The organism is Rhizobium alarense (genome assembly GCF_021555155.1).
In the GTDB taxonomy this organism is placed as follows: Bacteria; Pseudomonadota; Alphaproteobacteria; order Rhizobiales; family Rhizobiaceae; genus Rhizobium_D; species Rhizobium_D alarense.
Window position 1 is genome coordinate 27,194 of the sequence record NZ_JAKGBU010000028.1, and the last position, 19,114, is coordinate 46,307.

At 66.1% G+C, this 19,114-nt stretch carries 20 protein-coding genes; 11 read left to right on the plus strand and 9 right to left on the minus strand.

The features are described 5' to 3' along the window. On the plus strand, nucleotides 1–365 hold a 365-nt coding region (locus tag LXM94_RS10920), incomplete at its 5' end, for a sulfate transporter family protein (RefSeq protein WP_235771296.1). A gap of 6 nt (nucleotides 366–371) precedes the next feature. Here the strand turns inward: LXM94_RS10920 and LXM94_RS10925 are convergent. Further along, entirely contained in the window at nucleotides 372–794 is a 423-nt protein-coding gene (locus LXM94_RS10925) for a VOC family protein (protein WP_235771297.1), read from the minus strand. Nucleotides 795–878: 84 nt separating this feature from the next. Between LXM94_RS10925 and LXM94_RS10930 the strand changes: the two genes are divergently transcribed. Next, a complete protein-coding gene (locus LXM94_RS10930; RefSeq protein ID WP_235771299.1) occupies nucleotides 879–1,454 on the plus strand; it encodes a TetR family transcriptional regulator in 576 nt (191 codons plus the stop codon). Here LXM94_RS10930 and nth read toward each other — a convergent pair. Then, entirely contained in the window at nucleotides 1,444–2,238 is a 795-nt protein-coding gene (gene nth, locus LXM94_RS10935) for an endonuclease III (RefSeq protein ID WP_235771300.1), read from the minus strand. The two genes, LXM94_RS10930 and nth, sit on opposite strands and share 11 nt — an antisense overlap. Here nth and LXM94_RS10940 point away from each other — a divergent pair. The 4 genes from LXM94_RS10940 to LXM94_RS10955 all read left to right on the plus strand — a co-directional run bounded on the left by LXM94_RS10940 (nucleotide 2,237) and on the right by LXM94_RS10955 (nucleotide 5,096). Then, nucleotides 2,237–2,737, plus strand: a complete 501-nt coding sequence (locus tag LXM94_RS10940; protein ID WP_235771301.1) for a DUF2244 domain-containing protein — start codon at nucleotides 2,237–2,239, stop codon at nucleotides 2,735–2,737. The genes nth and LXM94_RS10940 overlap by 2 nt on opposite strands. A gap of 65 nt (nucleotides 2,738–2,802) precedes the next feature. Beyond that, a complete protein-coding gene (locus LXM94_RS10945) occupies nucleotides 2,803–3,675 on the plus strand; it encodes a methylated-DNA--[protein]-cysteine S-methyltransferase (RefSeq protein ID WP_235771302.1) in 873 nt (290 codons plus the stop codon). Nucleotides 3,676–3,700: 25 nt separating this feature from the next. After that, complete coding sequence (locus LXM94_RS10950) at nucleotides 3,701–3,847, plus strand: hypothetical protein (RefSeq protein ID WP_235771303.1); 147 nt, start codon at nucleotides 3,701–3,703, stop codon at nucleotides 3,845–3,847. 256 nt (nucleotides 3,848–4,103) lie between these two features. Next, nucleotides 4,104–5,096, plus strand: coding sequence for a helix-turn-helix domain-containing protein (locus tag LXM94_RS10955; RefSeq protein WP_235771304.1), 993 nt, complete (start codon nucleotides 4,104–4,106; stop codon nucleotides 5,094–5,096). Nucleotides 5,097–5,163: 67 nt separating this feature from the next. Here LXM94_RS10955 and LXM94_RS10960 read toward each other — a convergent pair whose 3' ends face one another. From LXM94_RS10960 to mepA, 6 genes are all read right to left on the minus strand, one after another. Next, nucleotides 5,164–5,799, minus strand: coding sequence for a 2,3-bisphosphoglycerate-dependent phosphoglycerate mutase (locus tag LXM94_RS10960; RefSeq protein ID WP_235771305.1), 636 nt, complete (start codon nucleotides 5,797–5,799; stop codon nucleotides 5,164–5,166). A 29-nt stretch (nucleotides 5,800–5,828) separates the two neighbouring features. Next, on the minus strand, nucleotides 5,829–6,647 hold the full coding sequence (gene dapB / locus LXM94_RS10965; RefSeq protein ID WP_235771306.1) for a 4-hydroxy-tetrahydrodipicolinate reductase: 819 nt from the start codon (nucleotides 6,645–6,647) through the stop codon (nucleotides 5,829–5,831). Nucleotides 6,648–6,659: 12 nt separating this feature from the next. Beyond that, nucleotides 6,660–8,453: an ABC transporter ATP-binding protein gene (locus tag LXM94_RS10970; RefSeq protein WP_235771307.1), complete on the minus strand. Its 1,794-nt coding sequence runs from the start codon at nucleotides 8,451–8,453 to the stop codon at nucleotides 6,660–6,662. 111 nt (nucleotides 8,454–8,564) lie between these two features. Continuing rightward, complete coding sequence (locus tag LXM94_RS10975) at nucleotides 8,565–9,590, minus strand: glucokinase (RefSeq protein WP_235771308.1); 1,026 nt, start codon at nucleotides 9,588–9,590, stop codon at nucleotides 8,565–8,567. A gap of 59 nt (nucleotides 9,591–9,649) precedes the next feature. Then, on the minus strand, nucleotides 9,650–10,027 hold the full coding sequence (locus tag LXM94_RS10980; protein ID WP_235771309.1) for a methylglyoxal synthase: 378 nt from the start codon (nucleotides 10,025–10,027) through the stop codon (nucleotides 9,650–9,652). 90 nt (nucleotides 10,028–10,117) lie between these two features. Further along, complete coding sequence (gene mepA, locus LXM94_RS10985; RefSeq protein WP_235771311.1) at nucleotides 10,118–11,176, minus strand: penicillin-insensitive murein endopeptidase; 1,059 nt, start codon at nucleotides 11,174–11,176, stop codon at nucleotides 10,118–10,120. 187 nt (nucleotides 11,177–11,363) lie between these two features. On the opposite strand from mepA, the gene LXM94_RS10990 reads away from it, so the two are divergent. From LXM94_RS10990 to LXM94_RS11010, 5 genes are all read left to right on the plus strand, one after another. Beyond that, a complete protein-coding gene (locus LXM94_RS10990) occupies nucleotides 11,364–13,220 on the plus strand; it encodes an extracellular solute-binding protein (protein WP_235771313.1) in 1,857 nt (618 codons plus the stop codon). Between the two features lie 165 nt (nucleotides 13,221–13,385). Next, entirely contained in the window at nucleotides 13,386–14,468 is a 1,083-nt protein-coding gene (locus tag LXM94_RS10995) for a microcin C ABC transporter permease YejB (protein ID WP_235771314.1), read from the plus strand. Then, nucleotides 14,468–15,610, plus strand: a complete 1,143-nt coding sequence (locus LXM94_RS11000) for an ABC transporter permease (RefSeq protein ID WP_235771315.1) — start codon at nucleotides 14,468–14,470, stop codon at nucleotides 15,608–15,610. The genes LXM94_RS10995 and LXM94_RS11000 overlap by 1 nt, the downstream gene beginning before the upstream one ends. 4 nt (nucleotides 15,611–15,614) lie before the next feature. After that, complete coding sequence (locus LXM94_RS11005) at nucleotides 15,615–17,243, plus strand: ABC transporter ATP-binding protein (RefSeq protein WP_235771317.1); 1,629 nt, start codon at nucleotides 15,615–15,617, stop codon at nucleotides 17,241–17,243. Nucleotides 17,244–17,267: 24 nt separating this feature from the next. Continuing rightward, entirely contained in the window at nucleotides 17,268–18,227 is a 960-nt protein-coding gene (locus tag LXM94_RS11010; RefSeq protein ID WP_235771319.1) for a 2-hydroxyacid dehydrogenase, read from the plus strand. Nucleotides 18,228–18,249: 22 nt separating this feature from the next. Here the strand turns inward: LXM94_RS11010 and LXM94_RS11015 are convergent, their stop codons facing one another. Beyond that, a complete protein-coding gene (locus tag LXM94_RS11015; protein ID WP_235771332.1) occupies nucleotides 18,250–19,104 on the minus strand; it encodes a C40 family peptidase in 855 nt (284 codons plus the stop codon). Nucleotides 19,105–19,114 lie beyond the last annotated feature (10 nt).

Genomic DNA, 19,114 nt, shown 5'->3' on the forward strand with positions numbered 1-19,114 from the left:
GGGCGCTGCCGCTGGGCGAGGCGATCCTCGGCTCGATCAAGTTTCTCGGCGTGGTCATCCTCGGCAACGTCGTCGCGCTCTTCCTGCTGTTCATTCCCGGCGTCAACCTCGTCGCCTTTTTCCTCGTCAACGGCTACCTGCTCGGCCGCGAGTTCTTCGAGTTTGCGGCGATGCGCTTCCGCTCGCCGGCGGAGGCGCGCCTCTTCCGGGCGAAACACGGCTCGACCGTCTTTCTCGCCGGCCTGCTGATCGCCGGCTTCCTGGCGATCCCCATCGTCAACCTGCTGACCCCGCTCTTTGCGGCCGGGCTGATGGTCCATCTGCACAAGCTGGTTTCCCGCAGGGATCCCGGCTTCGCCGGATGACGACGGTCAGGTCGGGAGCGCGGAGGCGTACATCGCGGCGAATTCCGCGCTCGGCGGGATCGGCCTGATGACGTCGATCAGCACGCCGTTCGGGTCTTTCGTGATGAAGTGCCGCTGGCCGAAATCCTCGTCCCGGATCGCCAGCAGCATCGGCAGGCCGGCGGCACGAAGTCTCTCGTAGACCGCATCCACGTCCTCGACCTCGAAATTCAGCAGCAGACCGGAAACGCGGCCGCGCCCTTCCGCAGGGATCGTTTCGTGCCGCCCGTCAAGGACCGCGAGCGTCACCTTTTCGTCCTCGGTCGACTGGAGATGGACATACCAGCCGCTGTCGAACAGGGCCTCGAACTTGAAATGGGTGCAGTAGAAGGCGGCGGTGTCCGCGACGTCGTCGGTCATGATCACCGGATAGTAGCTCAGCGCCTTCATGGCTTTTCCTCCCATTCGATCCAGCATACAGTCTGCATGTATTTTTCAAATAACATACAGACTGTATGTATGTAAAGAGGCAAAATGGCACGCAACAACAAGGAGCGCACGGAGGCGACACGCCTTGCGCTGATCGACGCGGCGCGGCGGCTTTTCGTGCAGAGGGGGTACGCCGAAACGGCGACGCCGGACATCGTGGCGGCGGCCGGCGTGACGCGCGGCGCCCTCTATCACCACTTCGAGGACAAGAAGGCACTCTTCCGCACGGTCGTGGAGCGGGAGGCGGGACGGGTGGCCGAGGAGGTGGAACGCCGCGCCGCGCCGGCAGGTTCCCCCCGCGCGGCACTGACCGCCGGAGCCGGCGCCTATTTCGACGCCATGGCGGTCGCCGGGCGCACGCGCCTTCTCCTGCTGGAGGCGCCGGCGGTGCCCGGCGTCGAGGGCGCCGGCCTGATCGACAGCGACAATGTCGAGGGCACCCTGCGGCAGGGCCTGTCGGACCTGCTTGCGGGAAGCCGGCAGGAAGCCTTCGTCGCGCCGCTCACAGCGTTGCTTTCGGCCGCTTTCGACCGGGCCGCGATCGCCATCGAGGCGGGCGAGGAGCGGGCGGCCTACGAGGCGGCAATCGGCGCGCTGCTCGACGGCCTCGTCAGGCCGTAGCGCCGAAGAGCTGCGACGGCAGCTCGACGAGCGGCGCGGGGATGTCGCAGGTCTTTTCCGGCGAGCGGCAGATGTCGGCGATGACGCAACGCTCGCATTCCGGCTTGCGCGCCTTGCAGCAATAGCGGCCGTGCAGGATCAGCCAGTGGTGGGCGTGATAGAGATACTCGTCGGGGATCACCTGCAGCAGATGCTCCTCCACCTCGTCCGGTGTCTTGCCGGGCGCGAGACAGAGCCGGTTGGCGATGCGGAAGACATGGGTGTCGACCGCCATCGTCGCCTGCCCGAAGGCCATCGAGAGCACGACATTGGCCGTCTTGCGCCCCACACCGGGCAGCGTCACCAGTTCTTCCCGCGTGCGCGGCACCTCGCCGCCGAACCGGTCGATCAGCATGCGGCTCAGCGCAATCACGTTCTTCGCCTTGTTGCGGTAGAGCCCGATCGTGCGGATATAGTCGCGGACCTTTTCCTCGCCGAGGTCCAGCATCTTCTGCGGCGTGTCGGCGACCTCAAAGAGCGCGCGCGTCGCCTTGTTGACGCCGGCGTCCGTCGCCTGCGCGGAAAGCGCCACCGCGACGACCAGCGTGAACGGGTTGACATGCTCCAGTTCACCCTTCGGCTCCGGCCGCTGGATGGAGAAGCGGCGGAAGATCTCCTTGCGCTCCTCCAGGCTGTAGGCGGTGCGCGCGACGCGCCTGCGAGGGCTTGCCGACTTGGGCCCGGCTGTCGCAGACATTTTTTTCGGCTTCACGTTTGTCATGATGCTTCTATAGTCATCGGCCATGAACGAAGGCAACTCGGACATCGACCTCAACGATCGCCCCGTCTTCACGGCGGAGCTGAAGCCCTACCGCTCGCTCGGCCATCGCGGGCATCTTGTGCTTTTCCTGATCGCCGGCGCGATGACCTTCGCCCATATGGCCGTCTTCCTGATCTCCGGCGCCTGGCCGGTCGTCATGTTCTTCGGCGCCGACTTCCTCATCCTGTTCGGCGCCTTCTGGCTCAACAACCGGGCAGCGCGGGCCCGCGAACTGATCGCGCTGTCGCGCACCAGCATTTCGATCCGCAAGGTGACGCCCTCCGGCCGGGAGACGGAACATGACTACAATCCCCTCTGGGCGCGCTTCCTCGTCACCCGCAAGGAGGAGATCGGCATCACCGCAATGACGGTCGCCGCGCGCAACCGCCGGACCGATATCGGCAGCTTCCTGCATCTCGACGACCGCGAGCGCTTCGCGACGTCCTTCTCCGGCGCGCTGGCGCGGGTGAAGCGGGGCTACTGAGGGCCGCAAGAATCGGGTGGTGCCCGGCGGCGGGACATGGTTGTCTGGGGACAAGGAGACGAACCATGAACATTGCAGCCACGTTGAAATCCGACATCACGCCCGACGGCGACGACTATGGCACCGTCAGCCGCGTCATCGAACTCATCACCGACGACTATCGCGACCAGCCGACGCTCGACGACATCGCCGCGCGGCTGAAGCAGTCGCCGACGCAGTTGCAGAAGACGTTCACCCGCTGGGCCGGGCTGTCGCCGAAAGCTTTCCTGCAGGCGGTGACGCTCGACCATGCCAAGCGCCTGCTGCGGCAGGAATCGCTGCCGCTGCTCGAAACGAGCTTTGAGGTGGGTCTCTCAGGCCCGAGCCGGCTGCACGACCTCTTCGTGACGCACGAGGCGATGTCGCCCGGCGAGTGGAAGGCGCGCGGCGCGGGACTGACGATCCGCTACGGCTTCCACCCCTCGCCCTTCGGCCGGGCTTTGGTGATGATCACCGATCGCGGCCTCGCCGGCCTTGCCTTCAGCGACGACGAGGATGGCCGGGCCGCCTTCGCGGACATGGCCTGCCGCTGGCCGAATGCCGATTACGTCGAGGATGCCAATGCGACAGCGGCCTATGCCGCCCGCATCTTCGATCCGGCCCGGTGGAATCCGCAGGAGCCGTTGCGCATCGTGCTGATCGGCTCGGATTTCCAGGTGCGCGTCTGGGAGGCGCTGTTGCGCATCCCGATCGGCAAGGCGGTCACCTATTCCGACATCGCCGGCTCGCTCGGCCAGCCGACCGCGTCGCGCGCCGTCGGTGCGGCCGTCGGGCGAAACCCCATCTCCTTCGTCGTGCCCTGCCACCGGGCGCTCGGCAAGAGCGGCGCGCTGACCGGCTACCACTGGGGGCTCACGCGCAAGCGGGCGATGCTGGGCTGGGAGGCGGGCAAGGCGTGAACGCGCAGGGCCTTGCCGATCCTGGATGGGAACGGGCAAGGGCTGCTTCGAGGCGCCCGGCGCGGCGGTGGGACATCTGGCCGTCAACGATCACCAGCCTGTCAGGGTCTTTGCCGTGTCCGGTGCGGCTGGCCTCGATTTTGTGTTCACCTTCCGCAATGGTGTCGCTTGAGTGGTCCGGCCTGCACGAACGTGCTGGCGGACCTCGATCGCCGTCTCACCATCTTCTTCGGCTTCCCCTTTGACTGACCGGACCACATGAGCCTGCACAAGCATATCGAGGGGATCGGCGAAGAGCCGAAAGCCGGAATATATCCGGAAAGCGGGGACAAGCGGCGGCATCGCGCGCGCAGGTGTTCCGTCGGGCGCCATCCCATGCTTAACATTAGGACTGTTTTATCTTCCGCATCCAACCGGTGAGGCGTTTCTTGCAGCAAATCTATCAGGTGGATCTACACAGGACGCCTCTCTCGTCCGAGCAGATTTCGCACTGGCTGATGTCCAACAAGGATCTCCGACACTACACGCCGCTCAACCGCGACAGCATCGGCCCATATTCCTTCAGCCTGAGGGCGGTCGACGGCTTTGCAAGCTGGAACGCGTCGAGCGGCACCAGCCGTCGCTTCGACGTCGGGGTCGGCGGCGACAACTTCATGTTCTTCTTTGAGAAGAGCACGTCCTATGCGATCGAATCGGGAAGCGCACGCCATGGCGCGAACCCGCGGACCGGTGTCCTGATATCGGCCGAACGCTATTCGGGCATCGATGTTGCCGCATCCTCGGTCGGCGAGGGTTTCGTCGTTTCGCGAAAGGCGGTCGTCAGCGCGCTGGCGAGCAGCTATGAACGGGCGATACCAAGGGATTTCGAGTTTGCGCCGGCACTCGACCTCCACGAAGGGCCGATGGTTCGCATCCTCGCGCTGATGAATTTTTTCAGGGACAATGTCCTTTCGCAGCCGGACCTTGTGGTATCCCCCTTGGCCGTGGCGAGCTTCCAGGAAATGCTCTGCCAGCTGATGATCGAAAATCTTCAGCATTCCTGCTCCGGGGTCGACCGGCTCTCGTCAGGGATCGCGCCCTACCAGGTCAAACGGGCGCGGGACTTCGTGCGGGCCAACGCGCACCTGCCGATCACCGTTGCCGACATGGCGGCGGCGGCCGGCGTGAGCGCGAGGGCTCTGCAGACGAACTTCCGCACTTTCCTGGATACGACGCCGATGGCGTATCTCCGCCACGTCCGGCTCGAAGGGGTCCGCCGCGATCTTCAGAGTGCCTCTCCTGCCGCGACGACCATAGCCGAGGTCGCGCGCCGCTGGGGCTTCGTGCATATGGGGCGTTTTGCGCAAGACTATAGCGCGTCGTTCGGCGTGAAGCCGTCCGAGGACCTCGGGCGGCGATTCGATCCCCGAGGCTCTTTCTGACGCGACACGCCGGAGCGACGACGCCGGTCGGCAACGATTCAGCCCCTTCGATTGCCGGAGACGCCCGTCAATGCGCCCCGGACATATCTCCCAGAACCTCTTTCGAGGCGACCGTCGAGTCCGCCTTGAGCTTGTAGACCATCGGCACGCCGGTCGCGAGGTTGAGCTTGAGGATCTCCTCCTTCGAGAGGCGGTCGAGCACCATGACGAGCGAGCGCAGCGAATTGCCGTGCGCGGCGACGAGCACCTTTTCGCCGCGCAGCACGCGGGGCAGGATCTCCATCATGTAATAGGGCCAGACGCGGGCGCCGGTGTCGCGCAGGCTTTCGCCGCCGGGCGGCGGCACGTCATAGGAGCGGCGCCAGATATGCACCTGCTCCTCGCCCCACCTGGCGCGTGCATCGTCCTTGTTGAGGCCGGAGAGATCGCCGTAGTCGCGTTCGTTCAGCGCCTGGTCACGGATCGTCTCGAGGCCCGTCTGGCCGACATTTTCGAGGACGATGTCGAGCGTCTTCTGCGCCCGCTTGAGGACGGAGGTGAAGGCGATGTCGAATGTGATGCCGTAGTCGGCAAGCGCCTTGCCGCCGGCATTCGCCTCTTCCACGCCGAGCTCCGTCAGGTCCGGATCGCGCCAGCCGGTGAAGAGGTTCTTGAGGTTCCATTCGCTCTGGCCGTGGCGGACGAGAACAAGGGTGCCGGTCATGTCGGGTTGTCTCCTCGGAGGGGTGGTTGTCAGTTGAGCCCGAGCACGTCGAGCATGGAATAGAGGCCGGGTTTCCTGTCGCGCGCCCAGAGTGCCGCGCGCACCGCGCCGCGGGCGAAGATCGAGCGGTCCGTCGCGCTGTGCGACAGCGTCACCATCTCGCCCTCGCCGGCGATCATCACCGCGTGCTCGCCGATGACGGAGCCGCCGCGCAGCGTCGCAAAACCGATGGAACCGCGGGGCCGCGCGCCGGTATGGCCGTCGCGCACGCGCACCGAATGATCGGCCAGCGCAATGCCCCGGCCGCGTGCCGCCGCCTCGCCGAGCAGCAGGGCAGTGCCCGACGGCGCGTCGACCTTGTGCCTGTGGTGCATTTCCAGCACTTCGATGTCCCAGTCTTCCGGCCCGAGCGCCCGCGCCGCCCGCTCGCTCAGAACGCCGAGCAGATTGACGCCGAGGCTCATGTTGCCCGACTTGACGACGCGCGCGTGGCGGGCGGCCGCCTTGATCTTCTCATCATCCTCCGCCGAGCAGCCGGTCGTGCCGATGACATGCACGATGCGCGCCTGGGCCGCGAGGCCGGCGAATTCGACGGTCGCCGCCGGTGCGGTGAAATCGAGCACGCCTTCGGCATGCACGAAGGCCTCGAGCGGCGCGCTCGTCACGGGCACGCCGATCGGGCCGAGGCCGGCCAGTTCGCCGGCGTCCTTGCCGACGAAGGGCGAGCCCTCGCGCTCGACGGCGGCATAGACGCGTGCGCCCTCGATTGCGTGGATCGTGCGGATGAGCGTCTGGCCCATGCGGCCGGCCGCACCCACGACGACGAGCTTCATATCGGTTTCGGCCATAGTCTTTCCGCCCTAACTCTCGTTCTTTTCCGCGGCCGGAGCCTGCAGGTTGTGGAGCCGAGCGTAGAGCCCGTCGGCACGGGCGGCAAGCGCCTCGTGCGTGCCTTCCTCCACGACCCGGCCGTCCTGCATGACGACGATCCTGTCGGCACCCACCACGGTGGAAAGCCGGTGCGCGATGACGACGACGGTGCGGCCGGTCATCGCCCGTTCAAGCGCCTTTTGCACCGCCTGTTCCGATTCGGTGTCGAGCGCCGACGTCGCCTCGTCGAGCAGCAGGATCGGCGCGTTGCGCACCAGCGCGCGGGCGATCGACAGCCGCTGGCGCTGGCCGCCCGACAGCGTCACGCCGTTCTCGCCGACCGGCGTGTCGTAGCCGGCGGGCTGGGCGAGGATGAAGTCGTGCGCATAGGCGAGCCTCGCCGCCGCCTCCACCTCGCCGTCCGTCGCGTCCGGCCGGCCGTAACGGATGTTGTCGCGGATCGTGCCCTCGAAGAGATAGGGCTGCTGCGACACATAGGCGATGCTGTTGCGGAGCGACTGCTTGGTGACGTGGGCGATGTCCTGGCCGTCGATCACGATCGCACCGGCCTGCGGATCGTAGAAGCGCGGGATCAGGCTGATGACCGTCGACTTGCCGGCGCCGGAGGGGCCGACAAGCGCCGTGGTGCGGCCGCCTTCCGCCACGAAGCTCACGCCCTTCAGGATCGGTTCGTGGGCGCCGTAGGCGAAGCGGACGTCGCGAAACTCGATCGTCGCCCCGTCGACGGCGAGCGGCCGGGCGTCCGGCAGGTCGCGCTGGCGCGGCTCCATGTCGAGGATCTCGTAGATCATGCGGGCGTTCACCGCCGCACGCTCGAGCTGGATCTGCAGCCGCGCCAGCCGGCGTGCCGGGTCGTAGGCCATCAGCAGCGCCGCGACGAAGGCGAAGAAGGCGCCGGGCAGCACGCCGCCGTAGATCGATCGGAAGGCGGCATAGGCGAGCACGCTGGAGATGGCGACGCCCGCAAAGGTCTCGGTCATCGGCGCCGTGCGCTCGGAAAGGCGGGCGATGCGGTTCGAGCGGTTCTCGGCCCGCGCGATGATCCCCTCCACCTTGCCCCGGAGCTGGTCCTCCATGGTGAAGGCCTTGACGATGGCGATACCCTGGATCGTCTCCTGCATCGCGCCGAGCACGTGGCTGTTGATCTCGATCGCCTCGCGCGTCGCCGCGCGCAGGCGCTTGGAGATGTAGCGCAGGCCGTAGAACAGCGGCGGCGCGACGACGAAGACGATGAGCGTCAGTAGCGCGTCCTTCGAGATCATCACGCCGACGAGGGCGACGAGCGTCAGGAAGTCGCGGGCGATCGACGTCACCGTCATGTTGAGCACGTCGCGGATGCCGGTGACGTTCTGGCTGATCTGGGCGGCAAGCTGCGCCGAGCGGGCTTCGCTGAAGAAGCCGACGCTGAGCGCCATGAGGTGGGAGTAGAGCCGCTTCTGATAACCGGCGACGATGTTGTTGCCGATCTTCGACAGGGTGACGGCCTGGCCGTAGGTCGCGAAGCCGCGCAGCACGAAGGCGATGAAGATGGCGCCGCAGATCAAGAGCACGAGATCGGCGCGCTTGTTGGCGAAAGCCTCGTTGACGACGGATTCCATGATCCAGGCGGTGAAGGCCGTCGACAGTGCGACGACGACGAGGCAGGCGATCGCGAAGGCATATCCCTTCAGGTGATCGCGGCCGTTCTCGGCGATGACCCGTTTCAGAATGCGCGTGACCGTCTCGGAGCTGATATGCCGGTCCTTGCGATGCTTGTCAGTCAATAGGCTGGCTTCCCTGCGCCCCGGCCGCGTCGGCGGCCTGCTTGGGGCGGTCTATAGTGCCTGGCACGGCGGATGACGAGTCCGCAGACCCGACAAACGGGGCGGGCGCCGTCAGCTTTTCCAGCGGCGTCCCTCCGTTGCAACACCGAAGCGGTCCGGCATGCGGGCAAAGGCCGCGAGGCCGGCGAGCGCCGCCATCGGGTGCGTCACCACAAAGGTCGGGATATCGCGCAGCATGGCGCCGTGCGGCGCCTTGTCCTCGAAGGCGGCGCGGAACTCGGGTCCGCGCAGCGCCGGCAGGATCTTCTGGGAAATGCCGCCGGCGAGATAGACGCCGCCCTTCGCCATGAAGATCATCGCCATGTCGCCGGCGACCCGGCCGAGATAGCCGCAGAAGAGCGAGACCGTCTCGACCGCGACGGCATCCGTCTGCGCAAGCGCCGCCGAAGTCACGGCAGCGGGTGTCTCAAGCGGCGCCTCCTTGCCGTCCGCGGCGGATACGGCACGATAGATGTTCATGATGCCGCGGCCGCAAAGCAGCTGCTCGGCGGAGATGCGCCCCTCGATCGGCTCCAGGAAGGGCCAGATCCGGTAGTCGCGCTCGCTGCGCGGGCCCATGTCGACATGGCCGCCTTCGCCCGGAACCGGGAACCAGGTGTGCTGGGCGTGCACGAGGCCGGCGACGCCGAGCCCCGTTCCGGGCCCGAGTACCACGCGCGACTGCGCCATCTTCTCCTCGCCCGCGCCGATCTGCTCGCGGTCCGCGTCGCCGAGCGACGCGATGGCGAGAGCCTGTGCCTCGAAATCGTTGACGAGCAGCACGTCCTCGAAGCCGAGCTTTTCGATCATCTCCTTCGGGCGCACGATCCAGTCGCAGTTGGTCAGCGGCACCTCGTCGCCCTGGATGGGGCCGGCGAGTGCCAGGATCGCCGCGCGCGGCTGGATCGAGGATTTGTCGAGGATTGCCGCCTGGAGAGCGTCGTCGATATTGGCGAAGTCGGCGGTCTGCACGATCGGGAACTGCTTCGGCTCCGCCATGGCGTCGATGAGCAGCGCGAAGCGGGCATTGGTGCCGCCGATGTCGCCGACCAGGATCGGAAAAGGTAGGGTGATGTCCTTGTCGCCCGGCTTCGCCATGAGTTCTCCCCTGCCGTGAAAAGTCCCTGCCAGCGCCCTACCCGTCGATGCGGTTGCGGTCAAGCGGCGAGCGTGAGCAGCTGGCGCGCGGTCGCCTCGTTCAACGCCATCGGAATGTCGTAGACGATGGCAAGCCGCATCAGCGCCTTGACGTCGACGTCATGCGGCATGGCGGTCAGCGGATCGACGAAGAAGATCAGCATGTCGACTTCGCCGGTGGCGATGAGCGCGCCGATCTGCTGGTCGCCGCCGAGCGGGCCGCTCTTCAGGCGCGTCACGTCGAGCTCGGGGCAGGTTTCCAGCACCCGTCCGCCGGTCGTGCCCGTCGCGACGATGCGGCAGCCGCGCAGCGCCTGCGAATGTTCGCGCGCAAAGGCGGCCATGTCGTCCTTCTTCTCGTCATGGGCGATAAGGGCGATGCATTTGCGTGCAGTCATGGAGGATCCCGTCCGGCGGCAGTCGGGCGAACTTAAATCGATTTGAGCCCTGTGTACAGGCGCGGCAGGCCAGCGGAAAACGGCGTGCGGTCACTGATCGAGCGGACGCGGGACGGGGATCGGCACGAGGCCTTCGGTCGCCGCGGCATCGGCGGCAATGATCGCCTCGACGCCGGACGACGGCGCCGGTTCCGCCGAAAAGGCCGTCGCGACGCCGCTGCCGCCGCGATAGGTCGCCTCCATCTCCGACGCCGGAGAGGGACCGGACAGCACGGCGCGGCAGGCTTTGGGCAGGTCGGCGAGCGTCGCATAGCGCGGCCTGACCGGCTTGGCGTCCTTCTTCGGTGTCGGCTTGGCCCAGGGCTCCCTGGTGAACCACCAGGCCAGCGACTTGTCGCAGCCGTCACCCGCCGGGACGCGGGCCTGCGGCTTGCAGCCGGCGACGTCCTGCGGGCACTTGATGCGGATGTGGAAGTGCTCGTCGTGGCCGTAGATCGGCCGCACCTTGCCGAGCAGCGAGCGGTCGCCCTGCCAGGTGTCGCAGAGCTTCTTCTTGATCGCCGGATTGACGAAGACGCGCTCGACCTGCGGATAGCTCGCCGCCTTCATGACGAGCTTCGCATGGGTGTCGGTCCAGCGGCGTGAATCGACGGTCAGGAACTTGTCCTTCCGCAGCATCGAGGTGAAGGGAAGCGCCTCGCGCTCCTGCGCGCTCATCCGGTGATTCGGCATCGGCGTGAACCAGATGTCGGCATCGAGCCCGACCTGGTGGGAGGCGTGGCCGGACAGCATCGGCCCGCCGCGCGGCTGGGAAATGTCGCCGAGCAGGAGGCCCGGCCAGCCGAGCGCCCGGGCGTCCCCGGAAAACTGCTCCAGGAGCGCGATCATCTGCGGATGGCCCCAGCGACGGTTGCGCGACAGCCGCATCGCCTGCCAGGCCGGCCCGTCAGTCGGGATCGCGACGGCGCCGGCAATGCAGCCTTTCGCATAGGAGCCGTAGGAGGCAGGCTGCATTTTGGCGGGGAGTTGCATGGAACCGAACAGTTCCTTGGCCGGCCGGTCCTCGGCAGCAAGCGGTCCGGCAAGAGCGGTCAGCGCAATGCCGGCGGCGACGAGGCAGGCGGTCAGTCGGGAAGAGCTGGAATGCATGGGTGTTGTCCGGCCTCGAAAGTCGAAATGCGTCGCGAAAGGCTAGAGGATCGTCCTTTCGCAGAAGTGAATCGTCGACCGGATTAGGTGCGGCAAAAACCGCCGCTTTGATGGCGGGCCTGTCAATTGCCCGGATTTTGCCTATTCTCTCGGGCAAGCTTCGGCAACGAGACGAAAGGGAACCGGCATGCAGGCAGCCTTCGGGAAAATGGTGTTCACCACGGCGCTCGCTTTATCGCTGGCGGTCGCGGCCGGCGCGAGGGCTCAGGAGACGAAGGCGAAGGATCCGGTCTGGCGCACCGGCATCTCCACGATCGGCGAGCTGAAACGCCCGAACGGATTTTCGCATTTCGACTATGTCAATCCCGATGCGCCGAAGGGCGGCGAGCTGAAGCTCTCCGAGACCGGCACCTACGACACGTTCAATCCGATCCTCGCAAAAGGGGAGGCTGCGACCGGCGTTGCCACCCTCGTTTTCGACACGCTCCTGAAGGCCGCGGAGGACGAGATCACCGCCGCCTACGGGCTGCTGGCCGAAGGCGTATCCTATCCCGACGATATTTCCTCCGCCACCTTTCGCCTGCGTGCCGAGGCGAAATGGGCGGACGGCCAGCCGGTGACGCCCGAGGACGTCGTCTTCTCATTCGAAAAGTCGAAGGAGCACAATCCGCTCCTCGCCAACTATTACCGTCACGTGATTTCGGCGGAAAAGACCGGCGAGCGCGACGTCACCTTCCGCTTCGACGAGAAGAACAATCACGAGCTTCCGAACATTCTCGGCCAGTTCTCCATCGTGCCGAAGCACTGGTGGGAGGGGACGGACGCGAAGGGGAACAAGCGCGACATCAGCCGCACGACGCTGGAGCCGGTGATGGGCTCCGGCCCGTACAAGATCGCGGCTTTCCAGGCGGGCGGCTCCATCCGCTTCGAGCTGCGCGACGACTATTGGGGGAAAGACCTGAACGTGAATGTCGGCCAGAACAATTTTGGCGCGATCACCTATACGTTCTTCGGCGACAGGAACGTGGAGTTCGAGGCCTTTCGCACCGGCAATGTCGACTACTACCGCGACAACAGCTCCAGCCACTGGATGACCGCCTATGATTTCCCTGCGATGAAGGACGGCCGCATCGTTCGGGAGGAGATCGAAAATCCGCTGCGCGCCACCGGAATCATGCAGGCCTTCGTGCCGAACCTGCGGCGGGAGAAATTCAAGGACCAACGGGTCCGGGAGGCATTGAACTACGCCTACGATTTCGAGACCCTCAACCGCAATCTCGCCTATGGCAGGCTCAACCGCATCGACAGCTATTTCTGGGGCACCGAGCTTGCCTCTTCCGGCCTGCCGGAAGGGCGCGAGAAGGAAATCCTTGAGGAGCTGAAGGACAAGGTTCCGCCCGCCGTCTTCACCACGCCCTACACCAATCCGGTCGCCGGCGATCCGAAGAAGGCGCGCGAGAACCTCCGCAAAGCGATGACGCTCTTCAACGAGGCGGGCTACGAGCTGAAGAACAGGAAGCTGACGAACGCCAAGACCGGCGAACCCTTCGGCATCGAAATCCTTCTTTCCAATCCGTCGCAGGAACGCACGGTCCTCCCCTATGTCAGGAGTCTCACCGATATCGGCATCGACGCGCGCATCCGCACGGTCGATGCCTCGCAATACACCAACCGAGTCCGCAGCTTCGATTATGACATGATCTACGGCATCTGGGCGCAGAGCCTGGTGCCGGGCAATGAGCAGGTCGATTACTGGGGCTCGTCCTCGGTCGATCAGCAGGGCTCGCGGAACTATGCCGGCATTGCCGATCCCGCCATCGACGAGCTGATCCGCAGGATCATCTTCGCGCCGAACCGCGAGGAACTCGTGGCGACCACCCACGCGCTCGACCGCGTCCTGCTCGCGCATCACTATCTGGTGCCGATGTTCTATTCCAAATCGTGGCAGCTCGCCTACTGGAACCACCTCGCCCGTCCGCAGGAGCTGCCCTATTACGGCATCGCCTTCCCGGAGGCCTGGTGGTCGAAAAACGCGGCGAAATGAGCCATGGCGTAAATGAGCCGGGGCTTGCGCCATGCGGCGTCCTCGGCTCCATATAGCGCTGACGAATCACCGCGCCGAGCGGCGGCAGAAGGAAGGGTTGGATTTGACCGACTGGACTGCGCCAAGAGAAGAAGACCGGCAACCGGCTGCAGCGGGTAGTCGCTGATGGGCGCTTACATCCTCCGCCGCCTGCTGCTGATGATCCCGACGATCGTCGGCATCATGGCGATCTCCTTCATCGTCATACAGTTCGCCCCGGGCGGTCCGGTAGAGCAGGTGATTTCCGACCTCACCAACCAGGGCGCCGGTGACAGGCTGTCGGGCGGCGGCGACCTTCTGGCCGACGGGAGCGCCCAGGACGCCGGCGGCTACCGCGGCTCGCGCGGCCTCGACCCGGAATTCATCGCCAAGCTCGAGAAGCAGTTCGGCTTCGACAAGCCGCCGCTCGAGCGCTTCCTGACGATGATGTGGGACTATAGCCGTTTCGATTTCGGCGAGAGCTTCTTCCGCAACACCTCGGTCATCGACCTGATCATCGACAAGCTGCCGGTGTCGATCTCGCTCGGCGTCTGGATCCTGATCTTCTCCTACGCGATCTCGATCCCGCTCGGCATCAAGAAGGCCGTGTCGGACGGCTCGACCTTCGACGTATGGACCTCCGGTGTCATCATCGTCGGCTACGCCGTGCCGAGCTTCCTCTTCGGCATCCTGCTGATCGTGCTCTTCGCCGGCGGTTCGTTCTTCGACTGGTTCCCGTTGCGCGGCATCGTCTCGGACAATTTCGACAGTCTCGCCTGGTGGCAGAAGCCGCTCGACTATCTCTGGCATATGGCGCTGCCGCTGATCACGCTCCTGCTGTCCGCCTTCGCCACCACGACACTGCTCACCAAGAATTCCTTCATCGACGAGATCAAGAAGCAGTATGTGACGACGGCCCGCGCCAAGGGCCTGACCGAGCGCCAGGTGCTCTACGGCCACGTCTTCCGCAACGCCATGCTGATCGTCATCGCCGGCTTCCCCGGCGCTTTCATCTCGGCCTTCTTCACCGGCTCGCTGCTGATCGAATACATCTTCTCGCTCGACGGCCTCGGGCGCCTCGGTTACGAGGCCGTGGTGCGGCGCGACTACCCGATCGTCTTCGCGACGCTCTACATCTTCTCGCTGATGGGCCTCGTCGTCAGCCTCGTTTCGGACCTGATCTACACCTGGGTCGATCCGCGCATCGATTTCGAGCGGAGGGACGTGTGATGACGCTTGCCGCCGCCGCCCGCGCCGCTGTCGAAGCACCGCCCAGGGGACTGCTCTCCCCGACGAACCGCCGCCGCTGGGAGAACTTCAAGGCCAATCGCCGCGGCTACTGGTCGCTCTGGATCTTCCTCGTCCTCTTCGGCCTCTCGCTCTGCGCCGAGTTCATCGCCAACGACCGCCCGGTTGTCGCCTCCTACAAGGGCGAGATCCTCGTACCGGTGCTGGTCGACTATCCGGAAGAAAAATTCGGCGGCTTCCTGGCCGAGACCGACTACAAGTCGGAGTTCATCACCGACGAGATCAATGCCAACGGCTGGATGATCTGGCCGCCGATCCGCTACTCCTACCGCTCCGCCAATTCGAACATCCCCCATTCTGCGCCGACGCCGCCCTTCTGGCTGATGGGTGACGAGGAGCGGTGTTCCGGCTATCCGGGCGGGACCGGCGACCCGAACTGCATCGTCGGCAACCTGAACTGGCTCGGTACGGACGACCAGGCGCGCGACGTGCTGGCGCGCGTCATCTACGGCTTCCGCATTTCCGTGCTGTTCGGCCTCGCGCTCACCATCGCTTCCGCCCTTGTCGGCGTGACGGCGGGCGCCGTGCAGGGCTATTTCGGCGGCTGGACGGATCTCCTGATGCAGCGCTTCATCGAGATCTGGTCATCGATGCCGGTGCTCTACATCCTGCTCATCATCGCCGCGATCCTGCCGCCCGGCTTCTGGATCCTGCTCGGCATCATGCTGCTCTTCTCCTGGGTCGGCTTCGTCGGCGTCGTGCGCGCGGAATTCCTGCGTGCCCGGAACTTCGAATATGTGAATGCTGCCCGGGCGCTCGGCGTCGGCAACGCGACGATCATGTTCCGGCACCTTTTGCCGAACGCGATGGTGGCCACGCTCACCTTCCTGCCCTTCATCCTTTCCGGTTCGATCACGACGCTGACCTCGCTCGACTTCCTGGGCTTCGGCATGCCGCCGGGTTCCCCGTCGCTCGGCGAACTGATCGCCCAGGGCAAGGAGAACCTGCAGGCCCCCTGGCTCGGCATCACCGCCTTCGTCATCATGTCGGTCATGCTGTCGCTGCTGATCTTCGTCGGCGAGGCGACACGCGACGCCTTCGATCCGCGCAAGACGTTCCGGTGAGCCCATGACCGAACCGATCCTCACCGTCCGCGACCTGTCGGTCGCCTTCCATCAGGGAGGCAAGACGTCGCTCGCCGTCGATCGCATATCCTTCGAGATCGCGCGCGGCGAGGTCCTGGCGCTCGTCGGCGAATCCGGCTCCGGCAAGTCTGTCTCTGCCAATTCGATCCTCAAGCTCCTGCCCTATCCGGCGGCGAGCCATCCGGGCGGGGAAGTCGTCTTCAACGGTCGCGACCTGATGAAGGCGAGCGACGAGGAGCTGCGCGCAGTGCGCGGCAACGACATCACCATGATCTTCCAGGAGCCGATGACCTCGCTCAACCCGCTGCATGCGATCGAGAAGCAGATCGGCGAGATCCTGCAACTGCACCAGGGCATCAAGGGACCGGCGGCGCGGGCCCGCACGCTGGAGCTGCTCCACCAGGTCGGCATCCGCGACCCGGAAAGGCGGCTTTCCGCCTATCCGCACGAGCTGTCGGGCGGCCAGCGCCAGCGCGTGATGATCGCCATGGCGCTGGCCAACCGGCCGGAGCTGCTGATCGCCGACGAGCCGACGACCGCCCTCGACGTGACCGTGCAGGCACAGATCCTCGAACTCCTGAAGACGCTCAAGGAGGAGCACGGCATGTCCATGCTCTTCATCACCCACGACCTCGGCATCGTCCGCAAGTTTGCCGACCGGGTCTGCGTGATGACCCAGGGCAGGATTGTCGAAAGCGGCCCCGTGGAGGAAATCTTCGCGCGGCCGCAGCATGACTACACGCGGCATCTGCTCGCCTCGGAGCCGCGCGGCAGGCCGGTGCCGGCCGACGCGGCCAAGCCCGAGGTCATGGCGGCGCAGAACCTCAAGGTGTGGTTCCCGATCAAGGCGGGCTTCCTGCGCCGGGTCGTCGATCACGTGAAGGCGGTCGACGGCATCGACATGCGGCTCAAGGCCGGCCACACGCTCGGCATCGTCGGCGAATCCGGTTCGGGCAAGACGACGCTCGGCCTGGCGCTCACCCGCCTCATTTCGTCCGAGGGCCGCATCGCCTTCGTCGGCGAACAGATCAGCGACTATTCGTTCCGCGACATGCGGGCGCTCAGGAACCGCATGCAGGTGGTCTTCCAGGATCCCTACGGCTCGCTCTCGCCGCGCATGTCGGTCGCCGACATCGTCGCGGAGGGCCTGAAGATCCACGAACCGTCGCTGTCGGCCGGGGAGCGGGACCGGCGCGTCGCCGGCGCACTGGAGGAAACGGGGCTCGATGCCGCCACCCGCTGGCGCTACCCGCACGAATTCTCGGGCGGCCAGCGCCAGCGCATCGCGATCGCGCGTGCCATGGTGCTGAAGCCGAAATTCGTCATGCTCGACGAGCCGACGTCCGCCCTCGACATGAGCGTACAGGCGCAGGTGGTCGATCTTCTGCGCGACCTGCAGGTCAAGCACGACCTTGCCTACCTCTTCATCAGCCACGACCTCAAGGTCGTGCGGGCGCTCGCCAATGACATCGTCGTCATGCGCGGCGGCAAGGTGGTGGAAAGCGGGCTTGCGGCGGACATCATCGAAAGGCCGAAGGAGCCGTATACGAAGGCGCTGATGGCTGCCGCATTCGACCTCAGGGCCGTCACGGACGGCGTCGTCCGCCAGTAACCAACCGAACGTCAGGACGTGTCCATGCCCAGCAAGAGCCCGGTCGTCATCGACCTCAAATTCGACCAGCAGGAGGTCGCCGCCGCGTTGAAGGGCGCCTTTGGCGATCGCGAGGTCATCAACCTCGCCCATCCGGCCAGCCGGACGCGCGACCTCGCCGGCATAGACTACGCCGTTGTCTGGAGACCGGGCCAGGACCTGTTCGCGCGTGCGAGGAATCTCAAGGTGGTTTTTTCCGGCGGTGCCGGCGTCGACCACGTGCTGACGCTGCCCGGCCTGCCGGACGTGCCGCTGGTGCGCTTCGTCGACCAGACGCTGACGACGCGGATGAGCGAATGGGTCGTGCTGCAATGCCTGTCCCATCTGCGGCAGGTGAAGGCCTATGACGCGCAGGCCCGCCGGCGCGTCTGGAAGGAGCTGCCGCAGCCGGAAGCGAAGGAACTGACGGTCGGCATCATGGGGCTCGGCGTGCTCGGGCAGGACGCCGCGCGAAAGCTCAAGGTCATGGGCTTCGAGGTCATCGGCTGGTCGCGCGGCGTCAAGGCCGTCGAGGGCATCGAGACCTATGACGCAGCCGGCCTCGACGCGTTCCTGGCCCGCACGGACATGCTCGTCGGGCTGCTGCCGCTGACGCCGGAGACGACGGGCATCTTCAACGGCGCACTTTTCGCGAAGCTCAGCCGCAAGGGACCCTTCGGCGCGCCGGTCTTCATCAATGGCGGGCGCGGCGGCAGCCAGGTGGAGCGCGACATCGTCGCAGCCCTGGAAGGCGGCACGCTCGCCGGCGCCTCCCTCGATGTCTTCGAGCAGGAGCCGCTGCCGCTGGAAAGTCCGCTCTGGACGCATGACAGGGTCATCGTCACGCCGCATGCCGCAGCCGCATCGGATGTGAAGGCGCTGTTCCGCCAGGTCGAGCGTCAGGTCGCGGACTACGAGGCGGGCCGCCCGTTGGAGCATGTGGTCGACCGGCGCGCCGGTTACTGAGCCTTGCGGCCGCGGGCCGGCATCAGGGGCGGCGGTAGCCGGTCGGCTGCTGGTAGAGCCAGCCGATCCGCTCGATCGCCTGTTCAAGCCCCTCGCGTGCGACGCTCATCGTGTGGCCATTGGCATGCAGGATCGTGTGTGCGTCCTCCATGATCGCGACATGGCCCTTCCAGAAGACCAGATCGCCGCGGCGCAGCGCATCGCGGCCGATGGGGTCGCCGAGCTCCGCCGCCTGCATGTCGGAGTCGCGCGGCACCTGTTGCCCGGCCAGCATCATCGACAGCTGGACGAGGCCCGAGCAGTCTATGCCGAAGCCGCTGCGGCCGCCCCAGAGATAGGGTGTTTCGACGAGCCTTGCCGCGACCGCCACATAGTCCGCCTCGGGCGCGGCATCGAGCGGCCGGCAGTGCGCCGCGACGACAAATCCGCCGCCGGAAAGCGCGAGGTAGCGCGTGCCGCGCGTTTCGGCCTCGCCGGCCACGCGAAGGCGGCTGCCCATCGAAAGCGCGAAGCGGACAGGCGTCTTGAGATCGGCATCCCGGTAGACGAAGCTTCGGGGAGCGACGACCATATGGTCCGCCGCATCGTCGCCCGCCGCGATTGCCGCCTCGGGGAGATAGCCGACATAGCCGTCGAGCTCCGACTTGATCCAGGCCCAGCCATCGGCGCGGTCGAGCACGCGGAGGGGTTCACCGTAGAGAAGCTCCGTATCGATGCCGCAACTCTCGTCCGGACGGGCCCGAAGCGGCGTGATTGCGATGGCGATGCGCGCCGGCGTCCCGCCGACGTAGCGCGTCGCATCGACGACATCGCGTAAGGCCTCCTCGGCGAGATCGGGGCGATAGGCGTTCAGGCGGCGGTCCGGATTGTCTGGCATGATCGATCTC

Bases quoted from the DNA above. Each gene is read 5' to 3' on its own strand.
- LXM94_RS11010 (WP_235771319.1), top strand. From the start codon at position 17,268: ATGCCCAGCAAGAGCCCGGTCGTCATCGACCTCAAATTCGACCAGCAG.
- nth (WP_235771300.1), bottom strand. From the start codon at position 2,238: ATGGCCGATGACTATAGAAGCATCATGACAAACGTGAAGCCGAAAAAA.
- LXM94_RS11015 (WP_235771332.1), bottom strand. From the start codon at position 19,104: ATGCCAGACAATCCGGACCGCCGCCTGAACGCCTATCGCCCCGATCTC.
- LXM94_RS10925 (WP_235771297.1), bottom strand. From the start codon at position 794: ATGAAGGCGCTGAGCTACTATCCGGTGATCATGACCGACGACGTCGCG.
- LXM94_RS11005 (WP_235771317.1), top strand. From the start codon at position 15,615: ATGACCGAACCGATCCTCACCGTCCGCGACCTGTCGGTCGCCTTCCAT.
- LXM94_RS10980 (WP_235771309.1), bottom strand. From the start codon at position 10,027: ATGACTGCACGCAAATGCATCGCCCTTATCGCCCATGACGAGAAGAAG.
- LXM94_RS10975 (WP_235771308.1), bottom strand. From the start codon at position 9,590: ATGGCGAAGCCGGGCGACAAGGACATCACCCTACCTTTTCCGATCCTG.
- dapB (WP_235771306.1), bottom strand. From the start codon at position 6,647: ATGGCCGAAACCGATATGAAGCTCGTCGTCGTGGGTGCGGCCGGCCGC.
- LXM94_RS10930 (WP_235771299.1), top strand. From the start codon at position 879: ATGGCACGCAACAACAAGGAGCGCACGGAGGCGACACGCCTTGCGCTG.
- mepA (WP_235771311.1), bottom strand. From the start codon at position 11,176: ATGCATTCCAGCTCTTCCCGACTGACCGCCTGCCTCGTCGCCGCCGGC.
- LXM94_RS10950 (WP_235771303.1), top strand. From the start codon at position 3,701: ATGGGAACGGGCAAGGGCTGCTTCGAGGCGCCCGGCGCGGCGGTGGGA.
- LXM94_RS10945 (WP_235771302.1), top strand. From the start codon at position 2,803: ATGAACATTGCAGCCACGTTGAAATCCGACATCACGCCCGACGGCGAC.
- LXM94_RS10995 (WP_235771314.1), top strand. From the start codon at position 13,386: ATGGGCGCTTACATCCTCCGCCGCCTGCTGCTGATGATCCCGACGATC.
- LXM94_RS10990 (WP_235771313.1), top strand. From the start codon at position 11,364: ATGCAGGCAGCCTTCGGGAAAATGGTGTTCACCACGGCGCTCGCTTTA.
- LXM94_RS11000 (WP_235771315.1), top strand. From the start codon at position 14,468: ATGACGCTTGCCGCCGCCGCCCGCGCCGCTGTCGAAGCACCGCCCAGG.
- LXM94_RS10960 (WP_235771305.1), bottom strand. From the start codon at position 5,799: ATGACCGGCACCCTTGTTCTCGTCCGCCACGGCCAGAGCGAATGGAAC.
- LXM94_RS10940 (WP_235771301.1), top strand. From the start codon at position 2,237: ATGAACGAAGGCAACTCGGACATCGACCTCAACGATCGCCCCGTCTTC.